17 protein-coding genes are annotated in these 25,074 nt (G+C 45.4%); 3 read left to right on the forward strand and 14 right to left on the reverse strand.

What is annotated here, in order from left to right; translation table 11 throughout:
* Positions 1–105: 105 nt before the first annotated feature.
* The 5 genes from GVO60_RS07485 to GVO60_RS07505 all read right to left on the reverse strand — a co-directional run bounded on the left by GVO60_RS07485 (position 106) and on the right by GVO60_RS07505 (position 7,964).
* Positions 106–870, reverse strand: coding sequence for a YMGG-like glycine zipper-containing protein (locus tag GVO60_RS07485; RefSeq protein ID WP_159652518.1), 765 nt, complete (start codon positions 868–870; stop codon positions 106–108).
* A gap of 221 nt (positions 871–1,091) precedes the next feature.
* Entirely contained in the window at positions 1,092–1,880 is a 789-nt protein-coding gene (locus GVO60_RS07490; RefSeq protein WP_159652520.1) for a PhzF family phenazine biosynthesis protein, read from the reverse strand.
* Positions 1,881–2,033: 153 nt separating this feature from the next.
* On the reverse strand, positions 2,034–4,871 hold the full coding sequence (locus GVO60_RS07495) for an FAD-binding and (Fe-S)-binding domain-containing protein (RefSeq protein WP_159652522.1): 2,838 nt from the start codon (positions 4,869–4,871) through the stop codon (positions 2,034–2,036).
* A 120-nt stretch (positions 4,872–4,991) separates the two neighbouring features.
* Complete coding sequence (gene lldD, locus GVO60_RS07500; protein ID WP_159652524.1) at positions 4,992–6,128, reverse strand: FMN-dependent L-lactate dehydrogenase LldD; 1,137 nt, start codon at positions 6,126–6,128, stop codon at positions 4,992–4,994.
* A 144-nt stretch (positions 6,129–6,272) separates the two neighbouring features.
* The gene (locus tag GVO60_RS07505; protein WP_159652526.1) at positions 6,273–7,964 is read right to left on the reverse strand and encodes an L-lactate permease; all 1,692 of its coding nucleotides are present in this window, start codon (positions 7,962–7,964) and stop codon (positions 6,273–6,275) included.
* 191 nt (positions 7,965–8,155) lie between these two features.
* Between GVO60_RS07505 and GVO60_RS07510 the strand changes: the two genes are divergently transcribed.
* Positions 8,156–9,055 (forward strand): LysR family transcriptional regulator, encoded by a 900-nt coding sequence (locus GVO60_RS07510; protein ID WP_159652528.1) that lies wholly within the window; start codon positions 8,156–8,158, stop codon positions 9,053–9,055.
* 97 nt (positions 9,056–9,152) lie between these two features.
* Here GVO60_RS07510 and GVO60_RS07515 read toward each other — a convergent pair whose 3' ends face one another.
* Positions 9,153–10,775: an ABC transporter ATP-binding protein gene (locus GVO60_RS07515; RefSeq protein ID WP_159652530.1), complete on the reverse strand. Its 1,623-nt coding sequence runs from the start codon at positions 10,773–10,775 to the stop codon at positions 9,153–9,155.
* Positions 10,776–10,794: 19 nt separating this feature from the next.
* Complete coding sequence (locus GVO60_RS07520) at positions 10,795–11,289, reverse strand: hypothetical protein (RefSeq protein ID WP_159652532.1); 495 nt, start codon at positions 11,287–11,289, stop codon at positions 10,795–10,797.
* A gap of 215 nt (positions 11,290–11,504) precedes the next feature.
* Between GVO60_RS07520 and GVO60_RS07525 the strand changes: the two genes are divergently transcribed.
* Complete coding sequence (locus GVO60_RS07525) at positions 11,505–13,865, forward strand: Lon protease family protein (RefSeq protein WP_159653283.1); 2,361 nt, start codon at positions 11,505–11,507, stop codon at positions 13,863–13,865.
* A gap of 76 nt (positions 13,866–13,941) precedes the next feature.
* Here the strand turns inward: GVO60_RS07525 and GVO60_RS07530 are convergent, their stop codons facing one another.
* On the reverse strand, positions 13,942–14,970 hold the full coding sequence (locus tag GVO60_RS07530; protein ID WP_159652534.1) for a methionine synthase: 1,029 nt from the start codon (positions 14,968–14,970) through the stop codon (positions 13,942–13,944).
* Positions 14,971–14,994: 24 nt separating this feature from the next.
* Positions 14,995–15,972, reverse strand: a complete 978-nt coding sequence (locus GVO60_RS07535) for a DUF1852 domain-containing protein (protein WP_159652536.1) — start codon at positions 15,970–15,972, stop codon at positions 14,995–14,997.
* A gap of 304 nt (positions 15,973–16,276) precedes the next feature.
* Between GVO60_RS07535 and GVO60_RS07540 the strand changes: the two genes are divergently transcribed.
* Positions 16,277–17,095, forward strand: coding sequence for a sulfite exporter TauE/SafE family protein (locus GVO60_RS07540; RefSeq protein ID WP_371862438.1), 819 nt, complete (start codon positions 16,277–16,279; stop codon positions 17,093–17,095).
* Between the two features lie 61 nt (positions 17,096–17,156).
* On the opposite strand, the gene GVO60_RS07545 is transcribed toward GVO60_RS07540, so the two are convergent.
* The 5 genes from GVO60_RS07545 to GVO60_RS07565 form a co-directional block, all read right to left on the reverse strand.
* Positions 17,157–17,876 carry a 3'-5' exonuclease gene (locus tag GVO60_RS07545; protein WP_159652539.1) on the reverse strand — a complete coding sequence of 240 codons (720 nt, stop codon included), beginning with the start codon at positions 17,874–17,876 and terminating at the stop codon, positions 17,157–17,159.
* 10 nt (positions 17,877–17,886) lie between these two features.
* Positions 17,887–19,776: a DUF294 nucleotidyltransferase-like domain-containing protein gene (locus tag GVO60_RS07550; protein ID WP_159652541.1), complete on the reverse strand. Its 1,890-nt coding sequence runs from the start codon at positions 19,774–19,776 to the stop codon at positions 17,887–17,889.
* Positions 19,777–20,047: 271 nt separating this feature from the next.
* On the reverse strand, positions 20,048–21,796 hold the full coding sequence (locus GVO60_RS07555; RefSeq protein ID WP_159652543.1) for a formate--tetrahydrofolate ligase: 1,749 nt from the start codon (positions 21,794–21,796) through the stop codon (positions 20,048–20,050).
* 240 nt (positions 21,797–22,036) lie between these two features.
* The gene (pyk, locus tag GVO60_RS07560) at positions 22,037–23,491 is read right to left on the reverse strand and encodes a pyruvate kinase (protein WP_159652545.1); all 1,455 of its coding nucleotides are present in this window, start codon (positions 23,489–23,491) and stop codon (positions 22,037–22,039) included.
* Between the two features lie 184 nt (positions 23,492–23,675).
* On the reverse strand, positions 23,676–25,055 hold the full coding sequence (locus GVO60_RS07565) for an MFS transporter (protein WP_159652547.1): 1,380 nt from the start codon (positions 25,053–25,055) through the stop codon (positions 23,676–23,678).
* Positions 25,056–25,074 lie beyond the last annotated feature (19 nt).

Consider the following 25,074-nt stretch of genomic DNA (forward strand, 5'->3'; position numbering starts at 1 on the left):
TTTTCGATGATTGTTATCCAGTGATATTCCTAAAATCTGAGTGATTAGTCTAAATAGCAAAACAGCCAGCGTGGTCTCCCAAGCTGGCTTAGTGTTTTTGGTGATTTATGATTTGGTAAATCGGAATGTTTGCAATTGTTGCTGGCTTCCATCTATAAATGCGTAGCTAGAAATTGTCCAGACGTTTGGTCCAGCAAAGCCAAGCTCTACATGAATATCCGCAGTATTGATCTCTTGATAAATTACGTCCGCCACATTGGTCGGGTAGAAGTTATAACGGTTGTTGTTTGGTTGGTATTCACCCGCAAAATTAACTTCAACTTGTTTAGAGTTATTGCTGATATTTAGCTGGTAGCCTGCTTCAGGTGTGTAAGAAAAAGCGGCGGTTAAACTAATGCCTTGATCGTTTGTTACCTTGACGTCTGCTTGCGTTGTTTTTGCGAGAGCGCCAGTTGCTGTCACAGGGTGTACATTTTTAAGTGATTGATCGTGGTTTTGGATAGAAACGTTCCAGTTGCCCACAAAGTTATTGAGTTCGTTCCAGTTCTGTTGCGCGCTGCTTTGATTATTGTTACCACCGCCAATTGAAGCAATGGCATCATCGCGTGAATTAGCGCGGATTCCATCGCGATTACTTTGAATATCAGCTTGCGCACCAGCTACACCGCCAGTGACACCACCAGCAATTGCACCTTTTACAGCTAACTCAGGCTCACCAGTTAAAGCGCCTAAAGTTAAACCCAGTAACGCGCCACCCGCTGCGCCAGTTTTTGTCATGGCGTTAGCATCATCTTCGCCGGGAGTGACACAACCGGTTAGTAGAGGAAGTGAAATGGCTGCGGCTAATGTTGTTTTAAGTGCTGTGTTCATCGCTGTACTCCGAAATCTTTCAGTAAGAGTTTTAACCTAGTCGACCAAAGTCAGCGAATGATAATGAACGTCGTTTTGTTTGTTACCAAGTGTTGCTGTGTGACGTTTGTCTCGCAAGAGGGCTATAGGTCTTGGTTTTAGGTATAGATTACGGAAATGATTGGTAGGAGGCTAAATACTGGTAGTTATAGCGATGATAACCACCAGTTATTGGGCGTAATTTAAATATAGATTTTGCCACGTGAGTAGAGTACGGCATCACCCGATACAGTGATATGTTCAGGGGTAACATCGCAATAAAGCGTGCCACCGCGCTCGGAAGCTTGATAGGCTTTTAGATGTGTTTTGTTTAACTTATTCGCCCAGTAAGGGGCCAGGCCAGCATGAATAGAGCCCGTTACGGGATCTTCGTCTCCGCCGTTTGCCGGCCAAAAATAGCGCGAAATAAAATCGTATTGCTCTGATGCCGCGGTCACAACGACACCATACGGTGCTAATGCTTTTAAGTAGTCATTTTTGGTGGTGATATCAAGGACATCTTGTTCAGAACCGTAAATGATAAAATAAGCTTGGCCGTTACGTAAGACCTCTTTTGGCTCAATCGAAACCCCTTCAAGTAGCGCAGTGGGTACTTCAATAGGCTCAGGAGTTCTTGACGGGAATGTCATCATAATGCGGCCGGAATGATCTTTTTCAACTTGGATTGGGCCAACAAAACGGGTTTCGAATAGTATGCTCTCTCCTGCGTCAAAGAAGTGGAATAGAGTGAAAGAAGAGGCAAGGGTTGCATGGCCACAGAAATCAATCTCACAGATAGGAGAGAACCAACGAATCTCATAATGATCGACACCAATCTGCTTCACAAATGCGGTTTCAGATAGGTTATTCTCTTTGGCGATGTTTAACATCACCTCATCATTTAACCAGTCATTTAAAGGTACAACGGCAGCAGGGTTGCCTTTAAATCGTTCCTGAGTGAAGGCATCGCAGACAAACATCTCAAATTCCATGATCGTTCCTTTTTATTGAAATAAACGGATGCGTTGATTATTACCTCTTGTAACATATTAGTAGTACTGAAAACTGGAGAGTTGCGAGCAGGATCTTTGCAAATCATACTTGCTCAACAAACTGTCCCGTTTAGATTGAGAGTAACGTAAAAGTTAAAGTGGAGTGCTCACTTCATCCACCAAATAGAGAATAGATTGGTAAGGAATCCCGCTATGGTGTGACAAACCAATCTCACATGTTCTACTGTTGCTGAACCCACGACGACAGTTGGAAGGAACTTGCTCTTTTAGCGGATGTACTGCAGCAGCGTTGAGTTCCGGCGTAGTAAAACCCTTATCGCCAGCCCAGCCACAACAGGCAATATGTTCAGGTAACACCACATCACTGGCACAGGCTTTGGCTAAAGTGAGCATGTCTCCTTCAAGGCCTAATCGACGTGAACTACAAGTGACATGCAACATCACTGTCTCCTGCACAGGAGTCAGAGATAAGTGGGGCATTAGATACTTGGATACAAAACCAGTCGGTTCTAGAATTTCTAGTGGCTGCGTGAATTCTTCGATACTACGTTTGGCACACGGGCTGGTATCCATCAAAATGGGATATTCACCTTCATAGCTTGCTTGCCAAAGCAGATGTTCCAGTTGTTGTGATTTGCTCTTAGCGATGTCCGTCATGCCTTTGCTGTCATAAGGCATACCGCAACATTGCTCATCAATACCTTCAGGAATGATCACTTCAAACCCTGCTTTCTTAATCAATGAGAGGGTCACTTCGGTTAAGCTACGTTGGTCTTGCGCACTTGTTTGCTGTCCCATGGTGCGAGAGGCACATGAGGGCATGTAAACCACTTTTTTATCCGATTTGACTAACAGTTCGAGCGCTTGATTTAGGTTATGGCTGTTTGATTGCGGTGTTTCTGGTAGCCAGATCGGCGTTTTATTGTTGGTGAGCTTTCTAATACCGTTAGTGACTTTTGAAACGCCATTTTCACCAATCACTTTCACCGCAATTTGATTTGCTTTTAGCGAGGCGCGGGTGAGCGACGTTGTCGTTGAAAAGTGATTTGCTGTCCATGTTGCGATTGGTGTGAATTTCTTATATTTGGCTGTGCGTAATTGTTTAACGAGATCACCCGTATTGATTCCAACGGGGCAACGATCAGCACATAACCCAGTTGCGGCGCATGTATCTAACCCTTGATACTCAAACACTTTTTCAAGCTCTGATGCTTCTATATTTTCACCGTTAGCTTTGCGTCTTTGCAGCTCTCGATATAGAACAATACGTTGTCTTGGAGAAAGAGTCAGTGTACGGGACGGGCAAACAGGCTCACAAAATCCACATTCGATGCAGCGATCGACAATATCATCGGCTGCTGGCATGGGTTTGAGGTTTTCGATGTGCGAATGTGGGTTGTCATTAATAATCACTCCCGGGTTAAGTAAGCCTTCTGGGTCAAATAGCGCCTTGATTCGCTGCATTAGTGCATAGCCATCTTTCCCCCATTCTAGCTCGACATAAGGCGCCATGTTTCGCCCAGTGCCATGCTCCGCTTTCAGTGAACCTTGATACTTTACTGCGACAAGGTCAGCGACATCATCCATAAAGCCGCCATATCGGTCGATCTCGGTTTGTGAATCGAAACCTTGAGTAAACACGAAGTGCAAGTTGCCCTCTAAGGCATGACCAAAAATAATCGCTTCACTGTATTGATACTTATCAAACAAAGATTGGAGATCACGAACACCACTCGCCAAGTTTTCGACAGGGAAAGCGACATCTTCGATAATAACTGTGGTACCGACTTCGCGAACAGCGCCTACTGCCGGGAACATGCCTTTACGAATTCCCCAGAGTGTCGCCACGGTTTTGCTGTCAGAGGTAAAGGGTACAGATTCGACAATCGAATAGTTTGATAGCGAATCTAAAATCGCTTCACATTGATTTGTCAAAGAGGTTTTGCAGCTTGCGTGTGTCTCAACGAGCAAAGCGGCCGCCTCTAAATCTAAGTTTGGCATAAACTCGGGCATGCCGGGCTTATCGGCCACAGAGCGAAGTGCACGACCGTCCATGAGCTCGACTGCAGCGACTGGCGTTTTTGATAAGGTTGTGACCGCGCGGCTGGCTTCTTCAATATCGGCAAACACAAGTAGGGCAGAGGCTTTAAATTCATGTTCTATTACTGTGTTGTAGGTGATTTCAGCAATAAAGCCGAGTGTGCCTTCCGAGCCAATTAATAGGTGTTCCAGCACCTCGATTGGATCGCTAAAGTCGACCAGTGCATTCAGGGCATAGCCGGTGGTATTTTTAAGGCGATATTTATGTTGAATACGCTCAGTGAGTTCGGTGTTACTGCGCGTATCTTCGACCAGTTGAATGAGCCCTTGATAGATATCTGCGCGCGTTGTTTTAAATGCTTCAATGCTTTGCTTGCTAGAGGTATCAAGCAGGGTGCCATCACTGAAGACGACCTTGATGCTGTCTATAGTGCGATAGGAGTTTTGCGCAGTGCCACAACACATACCACTCGCGTTGTTTGCTGCAATACCACCGATTTTACAAGTGTTGATAGAGGCCGGATCTGGGCCAATTTTACGTTTAAAGGGGGCAAGGTATTTATTCGCATCAGCACCTATTACACCCGGTTGAAGCAAGATCTTATTGCCTTCATCTTGTATTTGGTGGCCACGCCAATCGTCAGTTAGGGTAATAAGAACGGAGTCTGAAACCGCTTGGCCAGATAGGCTGGTACCCGCCGCGCGAAATGTAAAGTGAACGCCCATTTCACGGCAGCTTTGTATAGCGTAAATAACTTCGTCAAGATTCTTTAGTCGTAAAACGATTTTCGGCACCAAGCGATAAAAACTCGCGTCGGTGCCGTAAGCTAAACGTTTTGCCTCTTGGGTGATGATACGTTCAGGGGATATTTGCAGGGCAAGCAACGCTTCAAGTTGCTCGTAAGTAGCCTGAGTTAAGGTGTTCGCCATCGTTGCTTCCTTGTGCTGATGTTACGGCGTTGGTTGGAATTTTAGTTATATGCGAGAACGCCGGAGAAAAAGGTGTCACACAATCTGCAAAATTGCTGTGACACCTATTAAATTAATGGGTTAGAAGTTGACCAGTGAATCGCGATTTAAATCTTGAATACTTTTCGCACCAGTTAAGGTCATCGCAACACGCATTTCTTTTTCGTATAGGTCGAGTAGGTTTTCAACGCCGTTTTGCCCTTGAGCGGCCAGTGCATAGATGAACGAACGGCCTAACATGGCGCAGTCTGCTCCCAGCGCCAGCATGCGAACCACATCCAAACCGGTACGGATACCCGAATCAACGAAGATCTTCATATCGCCTTTAACAGCGTCAGCAATGCTCGGTAGCGCCTTGGCGGAAGACATTACTCCATCAAGTTGACGGCCTCCGTGGTTTGAGACAACAATGCCATCTGCGCCAAATCTGACGGCATCTTTCGCATCTTCTTCATCAAGAATGCCTTTAATCACCATTGGGCCATCCCAAAAGTCACGAATCCATTCCAGATCTTTCCAACTGATTGAAGGGTCGAAGTTCTCACCTAACCAGCCAATGTAGTCTTCTAATTTCGTCGGCTCACCGCGATAGGTGGAAATGTTACCCAAATCATGGGGTTTGCCAAACAAGCCGACATCAAATGCCCATTGCGGATGGCGCATTGCTTGGAATACACGACGAGCAGCCGCGTTCGGGCCGCTCATCCCTGAATGCATGTCGCGGTAACGAGCTCCAGGAACAGGCATATCAACCGTAAAGACTAGTGTCGTAACACCAGCAGCTTTCGCGCGTTCCAACACGTTTTTCATGAAGCCACGATCTTTTAATACGTACAATTGAAACCACATTGGTCGCTCAATTGCCGGGGCGACTTCTTCAATTGGGCACACAGACACTGTCGACATGGTAAAAGGGATGCCTTTTTTCTCTGCGGCTTTGGCGGCTTGCACTTCACCGCGGCGCGCGTACATGCCAGTTAGACCGACAGGTGAAAGGGCGATAGGTAGGTTGAACTTCTCGCCAAAGATTTCAGTATCTAGGCTAAGCTCTGACATGTCATTTAAGACACGCTGTTTTAGAGCTATCTCTGCTAGGTCTTCGGTATTACGTCTTAGCGTATGTTCGCCGTATGAACCGCCATCAATATAATGAAATAGGAACGGAGGTAGCTTAGATTTGGCCGCTTTGCGGTAATCAGTGGAAGCAGAGATAATCATAATTTCAGTCCTAAAGTCGATATTTTGGCCTTTCTATGAAGGCTAGTTCAAAAGCTGTTTAAGGTGGCGTTAATACCCATTTGGAGTGACACTAGTGCCGTTCTTGTCAGGGGAAAAGTATTAACGCCATAATGTGTTGTTTGTCTATTTCATTAACGCATCGGTGATTTGTAAGCCGTAGATGGCAATAAGACCGATAGTTCCTGTAACCACAAGATAGTAGAAAGTCGGGATAACTGTCTTACGCAGTGTCGCGCCTTCACGGCCAAGTAAGCCCACAGTGGCAGAAGCGGCTACGACATTGTGAATAGCAATCATATTACCTGCCGCAGCGCCAACTGCTTGTAGAGCCACTACGACAGCACTTGAGATAGACAATGTTTGCGCCACTTCAAATTGGAATTGGCTAAACATCATGTTAGATACAGTGTTAGAACCGGCAATAAAGGCACCCAACGCGCCGACTGTTGCACTAAGCGCTGGGAATGCTTCACCGACAAGACCTGCTGCGAAGTTTGCGGTTGTTACAGGCATACTCGCTAAATCTGATCCATTTACACCAGAGTTGATGAAGATACGCACCATCGGGATGGTAAACACCAGCACAAAACCTGCGCCAATGAGCGTTTTGCTCGACTCACCAAATGCTTTTGCTAACGGCGCAGCGTTGCGAGATTGCAATAGCGCAGCAACCAGTGCAACGAAGACCAAAATGCCACCTGGTAAGTAAAGAGGTTGGATAGCCGCACTGATGCCTGTCTCTCCAAGAATGTTAGAGAAAGAGACGCTCACGCCCGTCAACATTGCCTTAAAGTCTGAGCTAACGCGGCTCGCGACAAGAACAACCGCTAACAATACGTATGGGAACCACGCCATCGCCATGCTCATCGGCTTGGTCTTATTGTCTGCCAAATCGATTTTTAGTGACCCTAACCATTCTGCAGGCCATTTGTTTTCGCTTTCAAAATCCCAGGTTGATTTCGGTACTAGGAAACCACGTTTTGCAGCAGAAACCACGATAGCAAGGCCGACCAGACCACCGATCAATGATGGGAATTCAGCGCCAAGGAAAACACCGGTTAACGCATAAGGAATAGTAAATGAAAGGCCGGCGAAAATTGCGAAAGGTAAAATGTCGAGACCTTCCGTCCAGCTCTTATTCTTACCGAAGAAGCGTGTGAGCATCATTGCCATAAGCACAGGGATAAGCGTACCGACGCTGGCATGAATCAGAGCGACACTAGAGGTAATCTGTTGTAGGTAAGCATCCCAAGTTGATCCATTCGCGATCAGCGCTTCAGAGATATTGTGAGTATCTAAACCCTTGTTAACACCAACGATAATCGGTGTACCAACCGCACCAAAAGAGACGGGTGTTGATTGAATCATCATGCCCATCAAAACGGCGGCGAGGGCAGGGAAACCAATTGCGACCAGTAGTGGGGCCGCGATCGCGGCAGGCGTACCAAAGCCAGATGCGCCTTCAATGAAAGATCCAAAGCACCAGGCAATGATGATGGCTTGGACTCGTCTATCTGGTGAAATGTTTGTAAAGCCATTACGAATCGTCGTGATCGCGCCGGTGTGCTTAAGCGTGTTTAGTAGGAAGATTGCGCCAAATACAATCCATAATACCGCAACTGTAATGCCCAGCCCTTGAAAGACAGAGGCTAAAACGCGTGTGGTAGACATGTCCCACCCCAAAAGGGCGATCACAACGGTTAGACCAAACGCGACAGGCATCGCGCGCTTTGCTGGCCAATTAAGGCCAACGAGTAAAATGGCAGCCACCACAATTGGTGAAAACGCCAGTAGGGCAAGTAAAGTTTGACTCATTGGTACATCCTCGTACAGGCAGACCCATCACGTTCTGGGATAGGGATTACTCTCGTTAATCTGGACTCTGTTGAGTCTCTTAGATTTTATATTTGTGATAATTGTGTTAATTCGAGGTGAATTTACCCCTTTATTTTTTATTGATATAGGGAAATAATGAAAATGATTAATTCCAAAAATGACATAATAAAATGCGAGCAGATGATTTAATCCTGTTTTCCCAAGTGGTTGAAATGGGTAGTTTTAGTAAGGTGGCAGAAGTAAATAACCTTACAAATTCGGTAGTTAGTAAGAGAATTGCGCGGCTAGAAGAAGAACTAGGTGTGCAATTATTATATCGAACGACGCGTAAATTGACGTTAACCGAAGCAGGAAAGGCGTTAACGCATGGTGCCAAAAATGTGAAGCAAGCCACTTTGGAAGCTATGGATGCGGTTTCAGGGTTTGGTGAGAACATCAGTGGCCATATCAAGATGTCTGTACCGACTATTTCTGGTGACCTTATCTTGGCTGATGCCGTAGCGGAGTTTTGTAACACGCACCCGGGCCTTAGCGTAGACATGTCTTTAGACAATCGTTTTGTCGATCTTGTTGATGGGGGCTACGACCTAGTCATCCGAACCGGTTATTTAGAGGACTCTAGCCTTATTGCCCGTCACATCTTGGATTCGCAATGGGTTGTATGCGCTTCACCTGCTTACATTGCGAGAAACGGTAAACCCGTCAAACCAGAAGATCTTACTGAGCACAACTGTTTGCAATACGCCTATCAAACTACAGGGGCGAGTGAATGGGAGTTTAAAGCGAAAGAGGGCAATTACATTATTCGTGTATCGGGGTCGTTTTCTACTGATAATGCCACGGCATTGCGTAAAGCGGCTTTAGGTGGACATGGGATTGCGTATGTGCCGCGTTGTTTGGTTTATCATGATATTCGCAATGGCCAGTTAGTGGATTTGTTCCCAGAGCAAGTGGGCAAGCGACTTGGTATCTATGCGGTCTACCCGTTTACCCGTCAGCCTCCGAATAAAGTGAAACTGCTGATTGAACACATTCGAACTCGATACCTAGCCATATCGCACTATTTCTAATGGGGTGCGCTTAACATGGAAACAAAGTAAAGAAAAACGCCGACACATCCTTGCGTCGGCGTTGAGTCGGCGGCCAAACCGATTTACTACTTTAAGCTTAGGCGGCTTCTTCCGATTCGTCCAAGTCAAATGACGCCTCAATGAGCTTTTTGGTATAGTCATTTTTCGGGTTGTGGAAGATTTCGTCTGCGCTGCCTTGTTCCATTACCTCTCCCTTTTGCATGACTAATACACGGTCTGAAAGGGCTTTGACGACACTAAGGTCGTGGCTGATGAATAAGAAGCCGATGTTATGTTTCTGCTGAATATCTTTCAAAAGGTCGATAACGGTTAACTGAACCGAGCGATCAAGGGCAGAAGTCGGTTCATCCAAAAGAATGAATGAAGGCTCAAGAATTAGTGCACGTGCAATCGCGATACGTTGGCGCTGACCACCAGAAAACTCGTGTGGGTAACGGTTGATGGAGTTCGCTTCCAAACGCACTTCTTCAAGCGCTTGTCGCGCACGTTGCATGCGTTCTTGCTTGGTCATAGTTGGCTGGTGGACGGTCAACCCTTCAGTAATGATTTCACCAACCGTCATACGTGGAGAAAGCGAGCCATAAGGGTCTTGGAACACCATTTGAACGTCTTTCTTTAAATCAAATCGCTCTTTATCCGTCAGCAAGCTGATGTCTTGGCCTTTGTAGTGAATGTCTCCACTGCAAGGAAGCAGACCGATCAAAGCGCGGCCAAGGGTTGATTTACCGGATCCGGATTCACCAACGATGCCTAAAGTTTCGCCCTGTTTAAGCTTTAATGAAATTCCTTTTACAGCCTCAAAGTATTGGTTCTTGCTTGGGATAAAGTGCGTTTTAATTAGGAACTTCACGCGAATATTGTCTGCTTTGAGTAGTGCAGGGGCATGCTCTTCCACTGGCGTTTTGCCACCACGAGGAATCGAGTTAATCAGCATCTTGGTGTAATCATGCGAAGGATTGCGGAATAGAGCCTGACATTCGCCCTCTTCAACTACGTCGCCTTTACACATGACGACTACTCGGTCGGCAAGGTGTTTTACTACACCAAGATCGTGAGTAATGAAGAGTACCGCCATCCCAAGTTTGGTTTGGATCTCTTTGATAAGGTTAAGCACTTCAGCTTGTACGGTTACATCAAGTGCGGTCGTTGGTTCATCGGCAATGAGGATCTCTGGTTCATTAATCAGTGCCATGGCAATCATAATACGCTGTAGCTGACCGCCCGAAAATTCGTGAGGGTATTTGGTGTAAGCTTGCTCAATGTTTGGCAAGTGAACCAGATCAAATAGCTCCAATACTTTTGCTTTGGCTTGAGAGCGTGAAACCGGACGATGGCACATGATTGCTTCTGCTACCTGAATGCCAACGCGCATATAAGGGTTTAGAGAAGTCATTGGCTCTTGGAAAATCATACCAATACGATCGCCACGAATGGACTGCATCTCTTTTTCAGATTTATCGAGTAATTCTTCACCTTCAAACTTAATGCTAGATTGTGAATGTACAATCGCGTTGTTGGGTAACAGCTGCATCAGTGCACTTGAAGAGACAGATTTTCCGCTACCTGATTCGCCTACGATCGCAAGCGTCTCATTTTTACGGAGATCAAAGTTCACATCCTTAACCGCATCAACGATGCCATCGTTGGTGGTAAAGCTTACCGAAAGGTTTTTCACCTCTAGAATAGGCGTCTGTGACATTATAATTCCTTTATATTTATTAGTTTATAACGCGCGCACTTTGCGAAACGGCGTTATAGGTCTTTAAGGTAGAGAAGTAGTGGTGTGCTTTCTGTACCTGTTCAAATTCGAGCATCCATTGAGCGTTGCGCTGTGCGGTACAAAATTGGCCCATATGACGAAGCAACTCTTCACTGTTCTTCTCAAGCACATGATGCGTGGCTTGAACCAACTCAGAATCTTCAATGGACATAAACTGAAGTAGGGCATAGCTTTGGTTTAATAGTTCAAAAGCTCGCTGCTGCTGACCCATTCGATTCAAAATTTCTGATTGAGAGACGGCTGCGTCCCTTAACCCAGTGAGTAGGCAACTAAACTGACAAGGTTTGGTGTCGTCGCACTCAATGGCAGCGTGAATGTGATGGGGTAGATGGTTGAGCACTTCATCATACAAGTGATGGGCTTCAGGCCAGTGGCCTTGTTCTAATAGCTGCTCGGCTTTCAGATAATGTGTCCAGCACTGTTGTAGATCCATGTTCGATTACTCCATCAAAATTAGATAGAGCCATATTTAAATGTAATTCATTAGCGATTGCAAATAATTATCATTTAGTTGCTTGGTGAGGGTAAAAATTGATGGATATTTAATCACTTGAACACAAATAACACCTAAGTCACTAAAAAATAACTAAATCTATCCTAAACTAAGGCAAGATAGACCAAATAAGAACAACAACAAGGAAAGATATGATGGCAATTCAACGGCTTGAAGCGAGCCAGCTATACCATGCTGCGGAGTTGGAAATGCTACCGAGCAAATCGACCAAAGAGCTGGCGCCAATCGATGAGATTGTTGGTCAGGAGCGTGCTCAAAAAGCAGTCGAGTTCGCAATGTCCATCAAAGAAAAGGGTTATAACATTTACGCCATCGGTCAAAATGGCCTTGGCAAGCGCACTATGATTTTGCGTTATTTAAATCGCCACAAACACGATGAAGCGGCACTATTCGATTGGTGTTATGTGGCGAATTTTGAAGATATTCGTACGCCTAAAGTACTTAAACTTCCGGGTGGTGTCGGCAGTAAACTAAAGCAAGACATTGAAAAGCTCATTTCCAAACTACTTAATGCGATGCCATTAGCGTTTGATAACGAGCTTTACTACAGCCGTGCTGACAAACTCAAAAACCAACTTGCGCAGAAGCAAGAAGCGGAGCTTGCGGTCATTACCAAGCAAGCAAAAGCTAAAGGCATTAGCTTAACCATTACTACGCAAGGTGATTATCAGTTTGTCGCGATGAATGGCGATGAGTTGCACAGTGAAGAGTCTTTTGAAGAGCTAAGCAAGAAAGAGCAAGAAACGTTTGGTGAAGCGATTGATGATCTTGAAGTTCAACTGCGCAATATGGTGCGCGAACTGACAGAGTGGGAAGAGTCGTTCAGCGAGAAAATCAAAAAGCTTAATGATGATGTCACACTGGATGTAATTGCGCATTTCATTAAGCAGCTGAAAAAAGACTATTCTGGTTACCCAGAGATCAAAGCTTACCTAACGGAATTGCAGCAAGACATTGTCGATAACGCCGATATCTTCTTAGAGCAAAGCGCGGAGCAGGGCGAGGTGGCTACCGCTTCGTTGGATAAGAAATTACCGCGTCGTTACAAAGTTAACGTACTCGTAAGCCGTAAAAACAGTGAATTCCCGATTGTGGTGGAAGAGAATCCTAACTACCACTCACTGTTTGGTTATGTAGAAACGGCGACCTTTAAAGGCACTGTATTTACCGATTTCTCATTGATTCGCCCTGGTAGTTTGCACAAAGCGAATGGCGGCGTATTGCTGATGGACGCGCAAAAAGTACTTGAGCAGCCATACGTTTGGGATGGGCTAAAGCGCGCGTTGCGAGCTCGTCAATTAAGCCTCACTTCACTTGAAAAAGAGGTGACGTTAACGGGTGCTGTATCACTGGATCCGGAACCGATTCCATTGGATGTGAAAATCATCCTGTTTGGTGATTACAGAACTTATCAACTACTGCAACATTATGATCCAGAGTTTAGCGAGCTATTTAGAGTAACCGCAGACTTTGAAGATGAAATGACCCGCAGCCCAGAATCTGAGCTCCAATACGCCCGCTTTATCTCAAGCGTTGTGAATGACAACAGCATGCTGCACTGCGATCGTAAGGCCATTGCACGTATCATTGAGCACAGCTCGCGACTCTCTGGCGATCAGACTAAGTTGTCACTCCACTCAGCTCACATCGCCAATCTATTGCGTGAATCCAATTATGTGGCGAGACAAGCCAACTCGAATATGATCCGATCGAACCACGTTGAAGAAGCGTTGGCGAATCAAGAGATGCGAGTAAGCCGCTTGAAAGACAGCGTAATGGAAGGCTTCATCAATGGCACAACCTTACTGCACACGGAAGGTGAGGCGGTAGGTCAAGTCAACGCATTGTCGGTGTTGAGTACTAGCGAGTATATGTTTGGAGCACCAAACCGCATTACGGCGACAACGTGTTACGGCGAAGGTGATGTGATTGATATCGAACGCAGTGTTGATCTTGGCGGTAGCATCCATTCTAAAGGGGTGATGATCTTGTCTGCGTACCTTTCGTCGGTATTTGGTAAGACAGCGAAAGTGCCATTAAATACAACCATTACTTTCGAGCAATCCTACGGTGGCGTTGATGGAGATAGCGCAAGTATGGCTGAGTTCTGTGCGGTTGTTTCTGCTTTCTCTAAACAGCCAAATAGACAAGACATTGCCATTACTGGCTCAATGAACCAGTTTGGTGAGTCTCAGCCGATTGGTGGCGTAAACGAGAAGATCGAAGGTTTCTTCGATGTTTGTGGCATTAAAGGGCGCAGCAGCGAACAAGGGGTGATTATCCCGCGCTCGAATATGCACAATCTAATGTTGCGACCAGATGTAGTGAAAGCGGTTGAGAAGGGCGAATTCCATATTTGGGCTATTGACCATGTAACAGAAGCGATTGAGCTATTCATGGGTAAACCAGCGGGTGAAGCAAGTGATGAGGGCAGCTACCCAATTGATACTATTTTCGGCATTGCACAAGCAAAATTGAATGCACTACGTAAATAGCGATTGATTAACGGAGCTCAAATCCTTAAATAGACAATGCCAGTTCATGAGTTGAACTGGCATTTTTTATCATCGTTTATGCAGTAAGTTCTTTGCGGATTATCTCTGCACCCGCGCTTAATGCTTTGAGTTTGGCGCTGGCAATATCACGCGACAACGGCGCCATACCGCAGTTAGTGCAAGGGTACAATTTGTCCGCATCAACGTATTTGAGTGCGCTGCGAAGTGTGTTCGCTACCTCTTCCGGAGTCTCAATCTCATTGGTTGCAACATCAATCGCACCGACCATGATCTTCTTGCCGCGCACAAGCTCCAGTAGCTCTACAGGCACACGAGAGTTGTGACATTCCAGCGAGATAATATCGATACTGGATTGCTGCAATTTAGGGAAGACTTCCTCGTACTGTCGCCACTCAGAACCTAAGGTTTTCTTCCAATCTGTATTGGCTTTAATACCGTAGCCATAGCAGATATGGACGGCAGTTTCACACTTTAAGCCTTCAATTGCTCTTTCTAAACAAGCAATACCCCAATTATTCACGTCATCGAAAAATACGTTAAACGCAGGTTCGTCAAACTGAATGATATCGACGCCAGCTGCTTCAAGTTCTTTTGCTTCTTGATTGAGAATTTTTGCAAACTCCCAAGCAAGCTGTTCACGACTTTGATAATGATCGTCATACAATGTATCAATCATCGTCATAGGACCAGGCAATGCCCATTTAATCGGCTTGTCCGTTTGTTGTCGTAGAAATTTCGCATCTTCAACAAACACGGATTTAGGTCGAGAAACAGGGCCAATCACCGTCGGTACGCTGGCTTCATAACGATTACGAATGGTGACGGTTTTACGCTTTTGAAAGTCGACACCGTTTAAATGCTCGATAAACGTAGTGACAAAGTGCTGGCGTGTTTGCTCGCCGTCACTCACAATATCGATGCCTGATTGCTGCTGGTCGTGCAAAGATAAGTTGAGCGCATCTTGTTTGCCATTTATCAGCTCTTCCCCCTCTAGTTTCCAAGGCGACCAAAGTTGTTCAGGCTGAGCAAGCCAAGAGGGTTTTGGCAAACTGCCAGCAGTGGAGGTTGGTAATAAAGTCTTCATAATATGTCCTGCCGCGTTGAGATCTTAAAAAGCGTAGTTTTCAGACCAATTTTGAAGAATGGTCTGATACGGTTTGATAAAGTTCTCTTCCGCAAACTTACCCTGTTGTATAGCCAATTGACTGCGCTCTACTCGGTCATAAACAATCTGAGTTAATGAGTGATCAGAGTTCTTTAAATTTGGTTGATAGCATTTTCCCGCGACGGCATTGGCATTATATATTTCAGGTCGATATATTTTTTGAAATGTCTCCATTGTGCTAATCGTACTAATAAGCTCTAGATTAGAGTAATCATTTAGTAGGTCACCAAAGAAATAAAATGCTAACGGTGCGACACTATTTGGTGGCATGAAATAGCGTACTTGTAGGCCCATTTTTTGGAAATATTGTTCTGTTAAAGAGGACTCATTCGGCTGGTATTCGTAACCTAACACTGGGTGCTGATTTTCAGTTCTACTGTATGTTTTGTTATCAGACACGCTTAGGCAAATTACTGGCGGTTTATTGAATTGTTGCTTGTACGCTTGTGAATCAACAAAGTACTTAAAGAGCTTGCCATGTAACTCACCAAAGTTGTCAGGAATACTAAATTTAGGCTGGTTTTTATTGTGATCTAACAGTAATACGCTGAAGTCGTAATCTCGCACATAAGAGGAAAAGTTATTACCGACAATGCCTTCGATTCGTTCGCCTGTGTTGTGATCAACGATGTTGGTTTTTAACACTTCAATGGAAGGAAAGCTTTTGTCATTACCCGCAATATCCATATCAACTGAAACGATTTCAAGTTCGACAGAGTAACGATCACCCGTTGGATTATCCCAATGTGCGAGGGCATTGAAACGGTTGTCGATCATTTTTAGAGCATTACGTAAATTGTCTTGGCGGCTTTCTCCTCGCGCCAAGTTAGCAAAGTTGGTGGTAATACGCGTGCTGTCTGCTGGGCGATAATTCTCATCGAGACTAATGCTTTTAATGCTAAATGTGAATTCTGTACTCATGGCAATTATTATCCTTTTCCTAAACTGAAAGCTGATATTTTTATTCTTTCTGGGGTTATATTTTTGTTTGGTGTTATTCCCAGCGGTATATGTTCTGCCTTATTCATTCATCCAGATGGGAAAGAATGCTTGTTGTAAGCAGAGCTTAATTTATAACGTGCTTCATCAATCAAAGAACAATGGTTTTACTTCACAATCCACATGAAGAAATTTCATGTTTCATATTTTCTCAAACGGATATATTAGTGTGCTTCATGTGAACATGAAGACGTTTAATAACGTTTATTTAAAATAATAACGATGGATGAAGAGAGTGAGTGATTTGATTCAATTAATAATATATTGCGCATTACTGGGCAGTGGTGTGGGTTTTCTGGCTGGTCTATTAGGTATTGGTGGCGGATTAGTCATTGTGCCTATTTTAAGTATTATTTTACTCCACTTTGAGGTGCTCCCCTCTGACCAAGTGGTTATTGGCGCCATTGCCACTTCGCTGGCGTCCATTTTGTTTACTTCCACTTCTTCAGCGATTGCGCACCACAAAAATGGCAATGTGCCTTGGGAGCTTGCGCCTTGGATCATGACGGGTGTTGCTTTGGGCGCTTTAATTAGCGGGTTTATGGCAGCCCTGTTACCAGAGCAGGTCGTGCGAATGGTATTTGCGGTGAGTGTGGTTCTGATGGGCTTAAAAATGATGCTCAGCGGCAAAAATCAGGCTTCTAATGATCGTAATATGCCAAGCAGAGCACTCCTTACGGTTCTCACAACCATTACTGGCGGCTTGTCGGCAATGATTGGGATTGGTGGCGGGGCGCTATTGGTTCCACTGTTGACGTTTTTCTCTGTTGATATGAAAAAGGCGATTGGCTGTGCTTCGGCTTGTGGAATCGTCATCGCACTGTTTGGTTCAATCGGGTACGTCACCTCTGGCAGTAGTCAGTTTGCCTTGTCTGATGGGTTTGCAGGTTTTGTTTACTTACCGGCTCTGTTTGGCATTGTCAGCACTTCATGGTTTACCGCACCATTGGGGGCGAAAGCGACTCAAACTTTACCTGTTGCGACAATTAAGAAGATCTTTGCCGCGCTACTGTTTGTGATGGCGGCCAATATGGTGGTGAGCTAACAAAAGAGGTAAGCCAAGCATTGCTACAGGGTGATACTTGGCTTAGTTGCTATCGAGGTTATTAGAGCCAGATTCTGCTAATCGGGCTCTTACGTTCAAAGTGATAAGCAATTTGCGCTTGAAGCAGTTCAGCAGTCGCCACCGCATCAGTTAAGGCGTGGTGAGGTGTGTATTGTGGCAATCCGTAGCGAGTTCGACTTGCACCTAAACGAACAGATTGAGGTTTTTTGCCTCGTAGTTTGTTGAACAAGCCACCATTCTCTTTCTGCTGAAGCTGCGTTTCGATATGCATGGTGTCGACAACTGGAAACTCAATGCCTTCTTGGATCCGAGTCAGTAAAGCACGATTGAAAAATTCACGCTCAATACGCTGGTAATGGACCACCATAATTTTACCAGACATCTCGGCAAGCACTTCTGGGAATACTTGAGTTAAATCTGGCGCGTCCAGTACGTCAGAGTGAGTGATACCATGGATGACAACTGAATCTTCCTCAAGCTGCTTACGTGGTCGGATTGTCCAGTGTTTGGCTTGGTTGATGAAAATACGGTTTAAGTTAAAAGGCACGGTGCCTATGGTAATGATGTCATCTTGATCTGGATCGAGCCCCGTGGTTTCAAAGTCCATCGCGAGAAACGTTACTTCCTCTAACGGTGTGCCATCAAGCGGTATGCCGGCTTGATAGTAGCTTTTTAAATCCTCGTTGGTCGCGGTCTCTAGCTTACGCTTAAATTTCGTCTGCCAGTCGATGCTTGGTGCGCTCATGAGTTTGTTTAGCATGCCGATCTCACTACTTAAAGTTATTGCTGGCTTGATAACGGAACTTAAGGAAGTTCTGCGCATTACTTAGGATTTGGAACGCATCTTTAAGATTGCGACGTTCAAAATCAGACAAGTTTTCAGGCTCGATGTTGTTATCTGGTTCAATCTCATTCTCGACATCGAACGCTTGGTGGCGAATTCGAACCATAGAAATAAATTCTAGTGCATCACTTAGATCACGCGCTTTTCCTTTCGGTAAAATGCCTGCTTCATGGATATCATCTAAGCGCTCGAATGAGTTTTTAGAACGTGAACCAACCGCTAATGCATGAACACGAATCAAGTCAGCAAGTGGGGCAGTACCACGGCGTTTGAGGTTGATAGAGTTTTTGTGCTGACCATCTTTCTCCATCACAAAGTCTTTAAAGAAGCCAAGTGGTGGCGTTCGATTCATTGCGTTACGAGCCAAGCAAGCCAAGAAGCGATTGTTCTTACGAGCGCGGCGGACAATAAAACCATTCAACTGTTCTGCCCACTTGAGTCGGCCGTAGACACCATCAAGGTCAAAGAAGATAGATGCGTTTAACAGTGCTTTAGGGTTCGGATTATCAATCCAGTCTGCAAAGCACTCTTCCCATTCAGTGCGAGTCATACGCCAATCTGGATTGGTGGCCATGATATCGCCCGTACAATAGGTGTAGCCACACTTGTCTAGACCATCACAGACTCGTTTAGAGAGCTCGGCAAAGTAACTATCATGTTCTTCTTTGATGAAGGTATTGTCGAGAATAATGGCGTTATCTTGATCAGTCACGAGTAGCTGTTCGTCACGTCCCATGGAGCCCAGTGCGACAAAACAATACGGAACGGGTGGCTCACCAAGCTCTTCTTCTGCAAGCTCAATGATGCGTTGCTTAAAGCTTCGGCCAATCACAGACATTGCGCTTCCAACCATATGAGAGTTGGCATCTTCATTGACCAAGCGAACAAAACTGTCTTTCACTTGATCGGAAAGGGCAGAAAGTTCCTCAATCGATTGTTGCTGGAAGATACTACTTACGAGCAGCAAAGAGTTTTGCGATTCATAGCGAACAATGTCTGTCGCTTCAATAATACCAATTGGTTTTTTGTCTTTCAGTACCGGAAGATGATGAACGTTGTAGCGAAGCATGGTCAGCATGGCTTCATAGACGTAAGCATTGTGATCCAGAGAAATTACTTCAGTGGTCATCACGGTTGCCACGTCGTCGCTTGGGTCTAAGCCCTGAGCCAAAACTCGCGTACACAAATCGCGGTCGGTGATAATGCCAACTAGCGGGTTGTTGTCGTCTTCGTCGCCATCTAACACTTCAGGATCGATAATGAGCAATGAAGAGACATTCTCATCAGCCATTTTTATTGCGGCGTTTTGAATCGACTCAGTGTTATGAATAAACGGAGCGTCACCTGTTAGCAAAGTACGTACTTTGGAAGTGGTTAGGTCGTTTTGTTCATTGCTATTGGAGACGGTTTGGCGAAGACGTGCGTTGTCTTCAACTTCAACGAAGTCGGCAAAACTTTCATGGTTGTCGTATAGCTCTTGGAAGACATCTTTTGGAATGCAGTAAAGCAAACTATCTTTAATTGCCTTGGCTGGGAAGCGAACTTTGTTATTGGTCAACAGCCCCATTTGGCCGAACAAGGCACCCGCATCTAGTCGGTTATAGAGTTCGCCTTTACGACGATAGACTTCGATAACACCGCTACGCACCATGTAAAGATCTTGGATCTCGTCGCCAAAGTGAATGATTGGCGTATCTTCGCGATAGTACGAAATTTCAATATGTTTGGTGACATAGTTGAGAATGTCATCTTCGAGTTCATCAAATGGAGGATGTTGGGCGAGGAAGTTTTTAATTTCCAGTAGTTCTGCTTCCATGAAGAGTTCCAGTATTCGCTGAATGTTTCCTCAATGGTACATGATCTCACGCGAGATTTCGTCGAAACTGGGTAGCTAAGCTTAAAAAAGAAAGGCTTATATCCTTCATACTTGAAGCCGCAGCTTTGTTAACTGCACCAATTTACCCTAATCACATAGAACACCTATGCTCATAGGGCTAAATTGGCTTGTTGCCGCGCTGCAACTCCAATTATCTTGGGTATAGAAGAGAGTCCTAAGCCTTTTCCTATAGTGTTGCTCAATTTATCGACTAGCTAAGGCCGATGATATTGCCATCGTCATCTAAGTCTAAGCTCATGAAGGCGGGTTTGTCTGGAAGGCCTGGCATCGTCATTACGTTGCCACACAAGGCATAAACAAAGCCTGCACCAGCACATAACTTCAGCTCGCGAACCGGAACATCAAAATGAGTTGGAGCGCCTTTAATCGCCCCATCAGTCGATATAGAAAGCGGTGTTTTTGCTAAGCAGACCGCTAAGTCATCAAAGCCATGGCGTTTAAGTTGTGCTAATTGTTGTTTTGCTGTGTCACTCAAGGTCACGCTTGCCGCGCCATAACCTGACTCGGCGACAGCCATCAGCTTCTCTTCTGTAGATTGAGAGAACTGATAAAGCGGTTTGAATGTCGTTTCTTTTTGCGTCTGCTTGATGACTTTTTCTGCCAAAGCAATCGTACCAGCGCCGCCATTGGAGAAGCCTTCACTGATGGCAACTTCAACGTTATTTGGTAAGGATTCAATTAACTCTTTTAACTGATTGAGTTCCGCATCGCTATCTTGCGGGAATCGGTTGATGGCTACGACAGCAGGAACGCCATATTTGTTCACGTTATCGATGTGCCATTTCAAGTTGTCAAAGCCAGCAAGTAGCGCTTTTTCATCACATGTGAAGAGGCTATCAGGCAGTGGTTGGCCTGGCTTTAAGTCATAAAGTCCGGAGTTTGCTTTTAACCCACGAAGAGTGGCAACGATGACCGCACAATCAGGCGCTTTTCCAGACATTTGCGCTTTGATATTACAAGCTTTCTCGAAGCCCATATCAGAGCCAAAGCCGCCCTCTGTGATTGTGAAATCACAAAGTTTGGTCGCAATATTGTCGGCGATAATGGAGGAGTTGCCATGGGCGATATTAGCAAAGGGACCTGCGTGGATAAGGGTAGGTACGCCTTCTAATGTTTGCATTAGCGTCGGTTCGATCGCTTCTTTCATGCTTACCGCCATTGCGCCAGCCACTTTCAAATCTTCAGTCGTGATTGGTTGTCCGTCTAGGCTATAGGCCACAACAATACGACCAATGCGTTGACGAAGATCTTTTAGGTCGGTTGCAAGTGCAAGAACCGCCATCAGTTCAGAAGCGGCAGAGATATCGAAACCGTCTTGGCGTTCGTAACCGTTGATCAGTTTATTCGGTTCGTTTTGCCCTACAGTGACCATTCGAAGTGCGCGATCATTATGATCCATGACGCGTTTCCAAACGACTTGCTGAGGATCGATTTGTAGTGCTCTGAGCCCTGTGCGTGCTTCAAAATCTTCATAGCCGTTGCGCTGCTCGTGGTAAATACGAGCGTCAATTGCTGCTGCCGCTAAGTTATGCGCAGAGGTTACCGCGTGAATATCGCCAGTAAGGTGAAGGTTTAGCTCCTCCATAGGTGCGACTTGAGAATAACCACCACCTGCAGCGCCGCCTTTAACACCAAAAACGGGTCCCATAGAAGGCTGACGTATACAAGCAAATACTGAACGTTCGAGCTTAGCAAGGCCTTGCGCTAGGCCAATGGTCGTCACTGTTTTACCTTCACCTAAAGGTGTTGGGGTAATTGCCGTGACCAAAACCAGCTTACCTGTAGGCTTCTGTTCCAGACGTTTAAGGCAATCTAGTGATACTTTCGCTTTGTATTTTCCTTGGCTGTGAAATTCAGAACCAAGCAATCCAGCTTGTTCAGCGACCAGATAAATAGGTCGTAGTGATGTATTGCGACAAATCTCGATATCGGACAGCATAAAAACCTCTTTAAAGACACACAAATAGTGAGGCAATCGTTTGCGTAGGCATAATAGCGTTAAAAAGTACGTTGTAAAGCGATAATTTTAGTTTGTCGTCGACTTTAACTGAAATGGCGAAATGAATAAATTACTAATGTGTCAAAAGTAAAAAAAGACCTACCTCGAGGGTAGGCCAAATCCCTAAGTTCCCTGTGGAGCAAGGATGGGGGGTGATTAACGTTTGGAGAAATACAAAGTTTAAGCTGCGATGGGCTCCTTCTGTTTAACGGTGATAAGTCTGCTGATGTTTACGTCACCAGCCCCTTCTACTGACTCAAATCGAGATACCAGTAGAGATTGAATATTACGTTCTTGAAGTGTTTCCTCGAGTAGGGCAAGAACAGTCTGACTCACCTCTTCCTCTGTAACACTGACGAATAGTGGCTCGACACCTCTTAGGATGGATAAACGCGCTAGCAGTTTCGTATTGTCGCTCAATGCCCAAATCGTGGCTCTGCTGTGGCATCGAGACATTAGCAGCGGCGTTTCACCACTGTTAGTAAAAACAGCGACCCCAAGATTCTGTTGAGATTTGGCGGCAAAGAGAATTGAAGAGATAGCAAAGCTTTTGCTGTTATTAATACAGAGCTGTTGAACATTCTCCCAGCATGATTCGTTGCATTCGCTTTCTGACTCGACCCCCTCTGCAATGCGCACCATGGCTTGTACTGCTTCAACTGGGTATGCGCCTGTGGCCGATTCCGCTGAGAGCATGATGGCATCGGTACCGTCAATAATGGCGTTAGCGACATCCATTACTTCTGCTCGTGTTGGCAGTGGATTCTCAATCATGGATTCCATCATCTGTGTCGCTGTGATCACTGGCTTTCCAAGGTGTTTCGCACGGGAGATAAGTGCTTTCTGAACACTCGGCAATCGCGCATCGCCAATCTCTACTCCAAGATCACCGCGAGCAACCATAATGATGTCAGAGGCTTGAATCACGCTATCCATAGAGCTTTGATCGGCGACGATTTCTGCACGTTCAACTTTAGCTACAATTTGCGCTTCGCAGCCAGAATCACAGGCAATAGAGCGAGCATAGTCAAGGTCGTCTGCATTGCGAGGGAAGGACACCGCTAAGAACTCTGCATCAATGATGGCGGCAGTGGCGATGTCTTGCTTGTCTTTGTCTGTCAGCGCTGGAGCTGAAAGACCGCCACCAAGTAGATTAATGCCTTTGCGGTTGGAAAGCTTACCGCTGTTAAGAACACGTGTTTCAACGAGCTGGTTGAGTTTGTCTAGAGCTGTGACTTGTAATTGGATACGGCCATCATCAAGTAGCAAGGTATTGCCAACTTCTAAATCAGCGATCAGCTCAGGGTAATCTAAGCCAACACGCTCTTGATTGCCAGATTGAGCATCTAACGTTCCATCAAGGAAAAAACGCTCGCCTTCGACTAACTGAACCATATCGTTTTCAAAGCCAGAGATACGAATCTTTGGGCCTTGCAAGTCAACTAGGATCCCAACGTGCTTATTGAGTTTTTTTGCTGTGGTACGAACTTTTGCAGCAGTCGCGATGTGGTCGGTGGCATTACCATGAGAAAAATTTAAACGAACAACATTAACACCAGCCAAAATCATCTTCTCAAGCGTTTCGACATTTTGACTCGCAGGGCCAATGGTAGCGACAATCTTTGTTTTATTCATAACCTTACCTTTAACAACACAATTTAAACTGAAATAAAAAAGAGGGGGGGGGGGGGCTGGTGGTCTCAAATCATTCTGAGACAGGGCGTTCGAGAGCATTTAAATGAGCCTAAAATGACTTACTTGAACGCAATGAATATCGACCGCCAGCCAAGTAAGGGGGACAAGCCCCCTGTTATGTGTGTTAACTTGCAGGGTTCACTTTAAGCTCAGCTTCTTTTGGTGCATCGATATCGACTACCTTCTTCGCATTCCAAACTGTCAGAGCAAGAAGAAGGGATACCACACCAGCGGCTAACCAGAAGTACTGCGCTTGGGTGAAGTCATAGTTCTTAACACCGTCCACTTCAGTGATTGTGATAAGCGATGCTGAAACCACTTCTTGAGCCGATGCCGCCATGTAAGAGAATAGACCGATGAAGCCTTTTACTGCGCCAACAGCATTTTTAGGCATCAAGTCACACGCTGTTAGACCAGCAAGGAAAACAACAAGACCACCAATCGCAAAACCAATTAAGCCAAGTGCAACAGCGTCAATCATGCGGTTGTCTGGACCGAAGAACATCAGACACATACCAGCAATGTTTGCTAGTCCGTACAGAAGCGTAGGAATATGACGATTCGCGTTAAACAGTTTGTCTGAAACAATACCGGATAAGATAGCACCTGCTAGACCCGCAATAGGGTAAGTAGACATTGCAAAACCAGCATCAATCAACGAGTAGCCTTTAGACTCTTGAAGATAGAGAACAGCCCAAGATGACATAGCGTAGCGAGACACATACATCGCAGCACAAGCCGCAGCGATTAACCAAACCACAGGCTGTTTTAGAACAAACATCTGCGCGCGGCGAGTCTCTTTTGGATCGTTTTTCGTTTTGATCTCTGGCTCTTCATCGAATGCAGTTGCAGCGTCAGGTAAACCGTAAGTTTGTGGGCGGTCTTTTAGTGTAAAGAACATGCAAAGTGCAGCGACAATTGCGGCAATACCAGCACCAATGAAACCAGCGCGCCAGCCAAGGTAGCTCACCAAAGTTGCCGTTAGGATCCAAGTGATACCTTCACCAATGTTACGTGAGCCACCCCAAATAGAGTAACGACTACCACGTTGTTTTGGTGAGAACCATTGGAACAAAGAAACACAAGAAGGCGCTGAACCTACTGATTGGAACCAACCATTAAGACCCCAAAGCAAAACGAAGAAGAAGCCAGCTGTGTTTAAGCCCATGACGACGGCTGTTGCCCCTGAGAGTAACAGTGAAAACGACATAAAGCGGCCAATGTTGGCGTAATCAGAAAGGAAGCCGTTTGAAAATTTACCTATCGCATACGTAAAGAAGAACGCAGAACCCATAATACCAAGTTCTTCGATGCTTACGATTCCGGCATCTAGCATCGGTTTTTTTACAACGCCTAAGCTCATACGAACAACGTAGAAAACCGCGTAGCCAAACACCAAACCTAAGAATACCTGCCATTGGAAGCTCTTAAAGCGGGATTGCATTGCCTCTTTTGATTTATCGGACAGAGGTAAGTCCGGACGTGTTTTGAAGAAATTCAACATAATTGTTTCACTCCGTGAA

The organism is Vibrio atypicus (genome assembly GCF_009811315.1).
Classification (GTDB): domain Bacteria; phylum Pseudomonadota; class Gammaproteobacteria; order Enterobacterales; family Vibrionaceae; genus Vibrio; species Vibrio atypicus.

Coding starts and splice junctions, on each gene's coding strand:
- GVO60_RS07485 (WP_159652518.1), bottom strand. CDS start 870: ATGAACACAGCACTTAAAACAACATTAGCCGCAGCCATTTCACTTCCT.
- GVO60_RS07490 (WP_159652520.1), bottom strand. CDS start 1,880: ATGGAATTTGAGATGTTTGTCTGCGATGCCTTCACTCAGGAACGATTT.
- GVO60_RS07495 (WP_159652522.1), bottom strand. CDS start 4,871: ATGGCGAACACCTTAACTCAGGCTACTTACGAGCAACTTGAAGCGTTG.
- lldD (WP_159652524.1), bottom strand. CDS start 6,128: ATGATTATCTCTGCTTCCACTGATTACCGCAAAGCGGCCAAATCTAAG.
- GVO60_RS07505 (WP_159652526.1), bottom strand. CDS start 7,964: ATGAGTCAAACTTTACTTGCCCTACTGGCGTTTTCACCAATTGTGGTG.
- GVO60_RS07510 (WP_159652528.1), top strand. CDS start 8,156: ATGCGAGCAGATGATTTAATCCTGTTTTCCCAAGTGGTTGAAATGGGT.
- GVO60_RS07515 (WP_159652530.1), bottom strand. CDS start 10,775: ATGTCACAGACGCCTATTCTAGAGGTGAAAAACCTTTCGGTAAGCTTT.
- GVO60_RS07520 (WP_159652532.1), bottom strand. CDS start 11,289: ATGGATCTACAACAGTGCTGGACACATTATCTGAAAGCCGAGCAGCTA.
- GVO60_RS07525 (WP_159653283.1), top strand. CDS start 11,505: ATGGCAATTCAACGGCTTGAAGCGAGCCAGCTATACCATGCTGCGGAG.
- GVO60_RS07530 (WP_159652534.1), bottom strand. CDS start 14,970: ATGAAGACTTTATTACCAACCTCCACTGCTGGCAGTTTGCCAAAACCC.
- GVO60_RS07535 (WP_159652536.1), bottom strand. CDS start 15,972: ATGAGTACAGAATTCACATTTAGCATTAAAAGCATTAGTCTCGATGAG.
- GVO60_RS07540 (WP_371862438.1), top strand. CDS start 16,277: ATGAAGAGAGTGAGTGATTTGATTCAATTAATAATATATTGCGCATTA.
- GVO60_RS07545 (WP_159652539.1), bottom strand. CDS start 17,876: ATGCTAAACAAACTCATGAGCGCACCAAGCATCGACTGGCAGACGAAA.
- GVO60_RS07550 (WP_159652541.1), bottom strand. CDS start 19,776: ATGGAAGCAGAACTACTGGAAATTAAAAACTTCCTCGCCCAACATCCT.
- GVO60_RS07555 (WP_159652543.1), bottom strand. CDS start 21,796: ATGCTGTCCGATATCGAGATTTGTCGCAATACATCACTACGACCTATT.
- pyk (WP_159652545.1), bottom strand. CDS start 23,491: ATGAATAAAACAAAGATTGTCGCTACCATTGGCCCTGCGAGTCAAAAT.
- GVO60_RS07565 (WP_159652547.1), bottom strand. CDS start 25,055: ATGTTGAATTTCTTCAAAACACGTCCGGACTTACCTCTGTCCGATAAA.